General features: G+C 54.8%; 5 protein-coding genes. All 5 read right to left on the bottom strand.

The window, feature by feature from the left end:
* Positions 1-129 precede the first annotated feature (129 nt).
* Positions 130-1,389 carry an adenosylhomocysteinase gene (locus CHM34_RS10380; RefSeq protein ID WP_439116321.1) on the bottom strand — a complete coding sequence of 420 codons (1,260 nt, stop codon included), beginning with the start codon at positions 1,387-1,389 and terminating at the stop codon, positions 130-132.
* Positions 1,390-1,475: 86 nt separating this feature from the next.
* Positions 1,476-3,098, bottom strand: coding sequence for a bacillithiol biosynthesis cysteine-adding enzyme BshC (gene bshC / locus CHM34_RS10375; RefSeq protein WP_240511973.1), 1,623 nt, complete (start codon positions 3,096-3,098; stop codon positions 1,476-1,478).
* A gap of 65 nt (positions 3,099-3,163) precedes the next feature.
* The gene (locus CHM34_RS10370) at positions 3,164-4,576 is read right to left on the bottom strand and encodes an MFS transporter (RefSeq protein WP_169713691.1); all 1,413 of its coding nucleotides are present in this window, start codon (positions 4,574-4,576) and stop codon (positions 3,164-3,166) included.
* Positions 4,577-4,685: 109 nt separating this feature from the next.
* Complete coding sequence (locus CHM34_RS10365) at positions 4,686-5,615, bottom strand: ketopantoate reductase family protein (RefSeq protein WP_094264513.1); 930 nt, start codon at positions 5,613-5,615, stop codon at positions 4,686-4,688.
* Between the two features lie 213 nt (positions 5,616-5,828).
* Positions 5,829-7,364 carry an acyl-CoA carboxylase subunit beta gene (locus tag CHM34_RS10360; RefSeq protein ID WP_094264512.1) on the bottom strand — a complete coding sequence of 512 codons (1,536 nt, stop codon included), beginning with the start codon at positions 7,362-7,364 and terminating at the stop codon, positions 5,829-5,831.
* Position 7,365 lies beyond the last annotated feature (1 nt).

Here is a 7,365-nt window from a genome sequence, read left to right as displayed (position 1 = left end):
CCCATACTCCCCTCAATTCCCCACTTCCCTCCACTTTCCACCACACTGTAAATTATACCACAGGCATACTGAAAAATCCTGCACTGAAGTGCAGGATTTTTACGATTCCTCTTTTTTTTGGAAAATCCGTTACAGTCTCCAGCTGGCCAGATATTCTTCCTGTTCTTTAGTCAAATCATCGATCTGAATCCCCAAGGATTCCAGTTTGTAAATGGCCACTTGTTCATCGATATGGTAAGGCACATCCAGAACGTGCCGCCCGATCCGATCGTGGTTTTCATTGACATACATCAGGCAAAGGGTTTGCAAGGCGAAGGTCATATCCATAATCTCCGCCGGATGACCGTCACCGGCCACCAGGTTCACCAATCGCCCGTCGCAGAGCAGGTGTAGTTTGCGACCGTCTTCCATTTCATATTCCGTGATATCTTTGCGGACGACTCTCTTGTTGACAGCCATATCCTCCAGGCTCACCTTATCGATCTCGACATCGAAGTGTCCGGCGTTGGCCATCAGAACCCCGTCTTTCATCCGGTCAAAGTGTTTGCCGGAGATTACCTTTTTGTTTCCGGTGGTTGTCACGAACACGTCTCCCGCTTGAACCGCCTCAGACATCGGCATGACAGTGTAGCCATCCATATGGGCTTCCGTCGCTTTAATCGGATCCACTTCCGTCACCACGACCCGGGCACCCAGGCCTTCGGCGCGCATAGCGACACCCCGTCCGCACCAGCCGTATCCGACGACAACCACCGTCTTGCCGGCCACTACCAGGTTCGTCGCTTTGTTGATGCCGTCCCAGACGGACTGACCGGTGCCGTAACGGTTATCGAACAGAAATTTGGAATAGGCATCGTTAACGGCAATCATCGGGAGTTTCAGTTCTTTGGATCGTTCCATGGCCCTCAAGCGCAAAATACCCGTCGTCGTCTCCTCACATCCCCCTTTCACCTGCTCCATCAGGTCGGGACGTTCGCTGTGAAGGATGCTGACCAAGTCTCCGCCGTCGTCGATAATCAGGTCGGGACGGGTTTCCAATGTCATCATCAGATGCTCATCGTATTCCTCCGGCGTCGGGTGATATTTGGCGAATACCGTCACCCCCGATTCGGCGAGGGCGGCCGCTACATCATCCTTCGTGGACAAAGGGTTGCTCCCGGTAATCGCCACCTGAGCCCCAGCATCCCGCAACAGCTCGGCCAGACAGGCCGTCTTCGCTTCCAGGTGGAGGGAAATGGCCACACGTTGTCCGGCCAAGGGTTTTTCGGCGATAAACATTTCGCGAATCCGGTTCAGCACCGGCATGTGTTGGCGTGCCCAATCCATCTTCAGCCGCCCCTGCGGAGCCAAGCTCATGTCTCGTACCACGCTGTCCATTGTGGAACTCATGTGCATCCTCCTCTGTGTCTGTATGCAATCATCTATGATATGAAAGCCGCCCGTTCCCGAGGAACGAGAAGGTCCTTCACCCAGTTTTACAAATGGACGATCCGGTGACTTTGATGGGAAAGAAGCGGAGCGTGAATCAGTTGATCGACCCATTCCTCACCGAATCGATTCCAAACGGGGGTGATGTTGTAAACCCGCTCCTGAAGGAGACCGAAAGGATGAAGACGATTTTCCAGGATGTCGAATCGGCGGATATCCGTTTCCCCTCGTTCGTAAAGGGCTTTACGGGTTCTCTTTTCCAACTCGTCCACTTGGCGGATAGCCTGTCGCCGTCCGCTCTCACCCACTCCCTCCAGATCCCGGCGTAACCGGGACATTTCAGCGATCAAAGGGGTGTAGATTTCATCCAACCGGACTCGTGTACGGGAAAACAAGTCCTCCACATCCACCTGGAACCTGCGTTGCAACCAGGACTCCCTTTTTTCTTTCAGGCGGTGTAGAACATCGTCAAAGGTGAGACCGTAGCGACGCATTTCTTTCCGGCATCGAGCGTCGACCAACGTCAGGCTGATTCGCGGATACAAAACCGGCATCTCCATTCCCGCCATCGCAAAAGCCTCTTTCAAAAGACCCCAGTAGGCGATTTCCCCCGGGCCGACCACCGTCGCCAAAGTAGGAAAAAGATACTCTTGCATCAAGGGTCGGGTCACGACATTGTTGGTGAAATCCTCGGGATTTTGACGGAGATGATCCTTCAGTTCACCCAGGGACCAGCTCAAATCCCCTTCCCGGGTTCGAAAAAGATTCCCCTCCCGAAACAAGGCCCGCCGTTCCCCATTGATCCGGATCAAGAGATTCACCTTGTTCGGTTGCAAATCCACCTGCCGGGAGTAACCCCGGGCTTCCATCCGCTCCCCCGTTCGGATGACCGTTTCGTTGACCTTATCACTGGATTCCAACAACCATTGAAAGAAAGGAACTTCCAACCGGCGCAGGGAAGGATCCGAGGAATCGATCTGAACCAACCCGTACCGGCCGAAAAACCGGTGCAAAAAACGGGCAAAGTGGCGGGACCAAGTGGTAGCTTCTCGGGAAAGTTCGCTGATACCGTCGAGAACTTCTTTTTTATGCTCCGTATCCGGGAGCAACTCATTCAATTCATCGATCCATCGCGACAAGGCGACGGGATCGATCCTCGTCCGGCCGACGGAATCATTGTTCTCCTCTATCGTCAAAGGGTGTTTAATCGGCTTCTTCTCTCCCGGGACAAAGATGTGATTCACTTCCTGCCAATCGTGATCTTCACCCGCGATCCAGAAGACGGGAACCACCGGGCGACCGAGACGCTCTTCTTCCCGCCGGGCCAGCTGGATCAGAGTTATCGCTTTATAAATGGTATATAGAGGACCGGTGAGGATTCCCGCCTGTTGTCCCCCGACAATGGCCACACTGTCCGGACGCTCCAATCGCTCGATATTGAACGCGACAGCCGAATGGTAAAGCTCTTCGGAATGAAAAGCGTGTAAGATTTCAGTCAGCCGCCTGCGGGGAAAGGGATCCTCCCTTCGCTCCAGGTATTCGGCCCGGGTTGCGAAGCTGACCTCGTCACCGGGATTATAAGTATAGTAATCGGTTACTCGATCGAAGGAATCGAAGAAATCCCTCAGCAGAGGATTCCCCGGATCCAAATAAACATCCTCGATTTTCATTCGCAACCTCATTCTCCTCACTCGATCTAACTCAGTATAGCAGAAAAAGGATTCAGGGGGAAAATTCATCCCCTCTCCCCTTCTGTCTCCGCAGGATCTTCACCCGGCGATGGAAGTGTCAGAGACAAGATCAAACCGACAACGGAAACACCGGACACCGTCAACATACCCATTTGATACCCCATACTCCACAGCGCCGGCAGCCCCTGAGCAGACGCGATCCATCCGGTGAAAGCCGGTGCCCGATGAAAAGAAAGGCCGATCAATATCAAACCCAGCGCACCGCCTGCCGCCCGGAACATGCCGATCACCATCAAGCCGTTTTTCACCTGTCTGTAAGGGACAACGCCGAATAACAACTCATGGACGGGAGCGGTCAAGGTAAAGCTGATTCCGAAACCGAGTACAATCAACACGGCTATCAACGGAACAGGTTCCAAGGCCAACGCCAGAGTGAAATAGGCGAAAGCGGTGGCAAAAAAACCGACGGCCAACACTCCCTGATATCCCCAGTACCGGGTGGTCCAACGAGCTAAGGGAAGCGACAACCAGGCCGAGGCGGCGACAATGGATAAGAAGGGCCCGCCGGAACCGGGCGGTTGCTGAAAAACCTCCACCATCCAGCCGGGAACCAACACGGCAGCTGCCCAGGTGCAACCGGCCAGAGCGACGACCGTGTGCAACCCGACGAGCCGGATATCCGTAAACAGCTGGGAGGCGAAAAAAGGGCGGCTGGACTGTCGGTCCGCCATAAACATCAAAACCGGCAACCCGATCACCAAGACCGCAAAAGGAAGGACGGAAGGATCGATTAAGGCCGCCCATCCCAGGGAAGGATCCAGCTGAGAAACGGCAACCATCGCTGACAGAAGGATGGCACCGAAATAAAAGACGCCGTGTACTTGGTACGGCTTCGAACGAAAACGTCCTCCCCGCGCCAAGCGAAAAGTGAGAATGGCTACCACCAAAACAGCCGGTATTTTCGTCCAAAAAATCCATCGCCAGCTGAAAAAGTGCGTGACCGCTGACGAATAAAGGGGAAGAGCGATTAAAAGTGCCGCCAGAACGCCGTGAACAGCCACACGCCAACCTTTGCGCCGATTCTCGGACAATCGGCGAATCTCCGCGGAAAGCTGGGGAACCACACCTCCGGCCCCCAGAGCTTGAATCACCCTCCCTGCCATCAAGGCCGTCCAAGTGGTGCTTCCACCGGCGATGAATGAGCCCGCCCCATACAAAAAGAGTGCAACGAAGAACCACTCTCTCCAGCCGAACCGCACGCCCCAGGTCTCCATCAGAGGCAGAGCCAGGACGAACACCGCCAGGTGCAGGGCGATCACCCAAATCACCCACCGTACCGGAAAGCCCAGATCCGCCGCGATGACCGTCAAAGATGGCGCGACGATGCAAATATCCAAGGCGCCGATAAAGATGGCGATTATAAAAGCGTCCAGCGACAGGTTTTTCCGAAAAGGCATACCATCGCCTCCCATTGATGAACCCGTCATCCCCGGGGGAATGTCCCGGGCTTCCCCACCCAGATGGATTATACCATGTTTGGGAAGATCCCTCTTCCAGTGTCGCTATTTAAGATTCCGCCTCTTTTTCCTCTACCGTGCGGACCAGGATGTGCAGAGCCGTATGGACGGGAGTCGATACTCCGAATTTCTTTCCCATGCGGATGACCGCCCCGTTAATGGCATCAATCTCCGTCGGTCGTCCTCTCCTCAAGTCCACCAACATGGAAGAAGCGTTGGATGCGGTCTGCTCACACACCTGCAACACCTTTTCCCGCAGCTCTCGAACATCCAGTGTCACTCCGGCGTGAGCGGCAACACCGGCTGTTTCCTCCAAAATCGCCTCCATCAGCGGAGGGAAGGAATCCCAAGCCGTTAATCGACCGTTGGTGATTCCCAGCAGAGCAGTTAGAGGGTTAATGACACTATTGACCGCCAGCTTTTCCCAGGCGCGGGTGTCAATCTCCCGGGTGAAAAGGATGGGAAATCCCCGATTGGAACACTGTTCAACCCAACGTTTCAATGCCGGTGAAGGCACTGTCTCGGAAAACGGGCCGACCCAAGCCTTCCCGGATCCAGTCTGGCAAACATGGATCGAATCTCGCCGAAGCGCGCCCTCCGTATTCACTGCCCGATAAAGAGCCCCTCCTCCTCCCTCTCGTCGCCAACATTCCTCGTGTTCCATTCCATTTTGCCACAATAACACGGGGACCGACGGGGAGCAAATTGCCCCGAACCGCCGGGCCACCCCGGGCAAATCCGTCTGTTTGACCGTCACCAGCATAAGGTCGAAGGGACCGGATACTTGTTCGGCCCAACATACAGGGATGCGGAAGGTTTCCGTTCGTCCGTCCAATCCGGTAAAACGGACTCCCTCCTCTTCAATTCGGTCTCTTTGTTCCTTCGTCCGAGTGATCAACCGGAGCTCCGGATACTCCCGGAACAGCCGGACGCTCCACAGCAAACCCACTGCACCGGCCCCCCACACCGCAATACGCATCCTCCACCCCTCCCGCTGTCCATATCATCCCATCCATTCTACCAGTCGTGAAATCGGTCCAAAAGCCCTGCCGTTTCTGTACCCTTTTATAACCAAAGGAAAACAACTCCATTCAATATCCATAAAAAAACGATCCCCCTATCAGGAGGGGAATCGCCGGAGTATCGACTAGCTCACGGGTACCCCGCGATGGGAACCGTTCCGTTTCATCCGTTACACCGGATAAACAGGATGTCTGCGGTGACTAAACACCCTCTCTTGATCCGCATAGGCTTCATATCGCCCGATCAGCTCTCTGCGCAAATCCCGGGGCGCAACAATCCCGTCCACGATCAATTCTGAAGCGAGGCGGTATATATCGATATCTTCTTGATATTCTTTTCTTTTTTCCTGAATGAACTTCGCCTTTTCGGCCCCTTCCAACTGCACAATCTTGTTGCTGTAGACAGCGTTTACCGCGGCTTCCGGGCCCATTACCGCAATCTGGGCCGTGGGCAGAGCCAGACAGCAGTCTGGTTCGAAGGCAGGTCCGGCCATGGCGTATAAGCCGGCCCCGTAGGCTTTCCGAACGATGATGGAAATCTTGGGAACCGTGGCTTCAGACATTGCGGCGATCATCTTGGCCCCGTGCCGGATCATCCCCGCCCTTTCCGTCTGCGTTCCAATCATAAACCCGGGAACATCCGCCAGGAAGAGGATGGGGATTCGAAAAGCGTCGCACAGGGTGATGAATCGGGCGGCCTTATCGGCAGAATCGACGAAAAGAACGCCGCCCTTTACTTTGGACTGATTGGCAATAATGCCGACCGGCCGACCGTCCAGCCGAGCCAAACCGGTAATTAATTCCCGCGCGAAAAGCTTTTTGATCTCGTAAAAAGACCCCTCATCCACTAGCGAGTCGATCAGCTCCATCATGTCAAAGGGGGTATTCTGATTGTCGGGAACGATCTCGGAGATCGGCTTGGCCCCTTCGGAAGGTTCCTTTCCTTCGATCACTTTCGGACATTCCTCATAATTGGAGGGAAAATAACTCAGATATCTTCGGGCGGAAGCGATCGCCTCTTCTTCATCCGCCGCCAGCACATCCCCGCATCCGCTGACACTGCAATGCATCCGGGCACCGCCCATTTCCTCCAGGGAAACTTTCTCACCGATCACCATTTCGGCCATTCGGGGAGATCCCAGATACATACTGGCGTTTTTGTCCACCATGATCACGTTATCGCAAAACGCCGGGATATAAGCTCCTCCTGCCGCAGAAGGGCCGAACAGGATACAAACCTGGGGAATCACACCGGAAAGCCTCACTTGATTGTGAAAAATTCGCCCGGCTCCTCGACGCCCCGGAAACATCTCGATTTGATCGGTAATCCGGGCCCCCGCCGAATCCACTAGATAGATCAAGGGAACCTTCATCTTTTCCGCAGTTTCCTGGATACGGATGATCTTCTCCACCGTACGGGCTCCCCAAGAACCGGCTTTCACCGTTGAATCGTTGGCCATGACACAAGCCGTCCGGCCATGGATCTTTCCGATCGCTGTCACAACACCGTCGGCGGGCAGGGATTCATCCATACCATTGGCAAAGAGCCCGTCCTCCAACTGAAACCCGTCATCAAACAGGAGTTCCAGGCGGCGGCGCACAAACAGCTTGTTCTGTTCCGCCTGGCGCTCGTGATATTTCGGAGCGCCGCCTCGTCTGATTCTCTCCACCCGCTCCGTCAAGCCTTTTACCGTCGTTTCCCGCATG

The organism is Paludifilum halophilum (assembly GCF_002245355.1).
GTDB classification, from domain to species: domain Bacteria; phylum Bacillota; class Bacilli; order Thermoactinomycetales; family DSM-45169; genus Paludifilum; species Paludifilum halophilum.
Note: the sequence above shows the minus strand (reverse complement) of the source record. Positions and strands in the feature narration are given on the sequence as shown.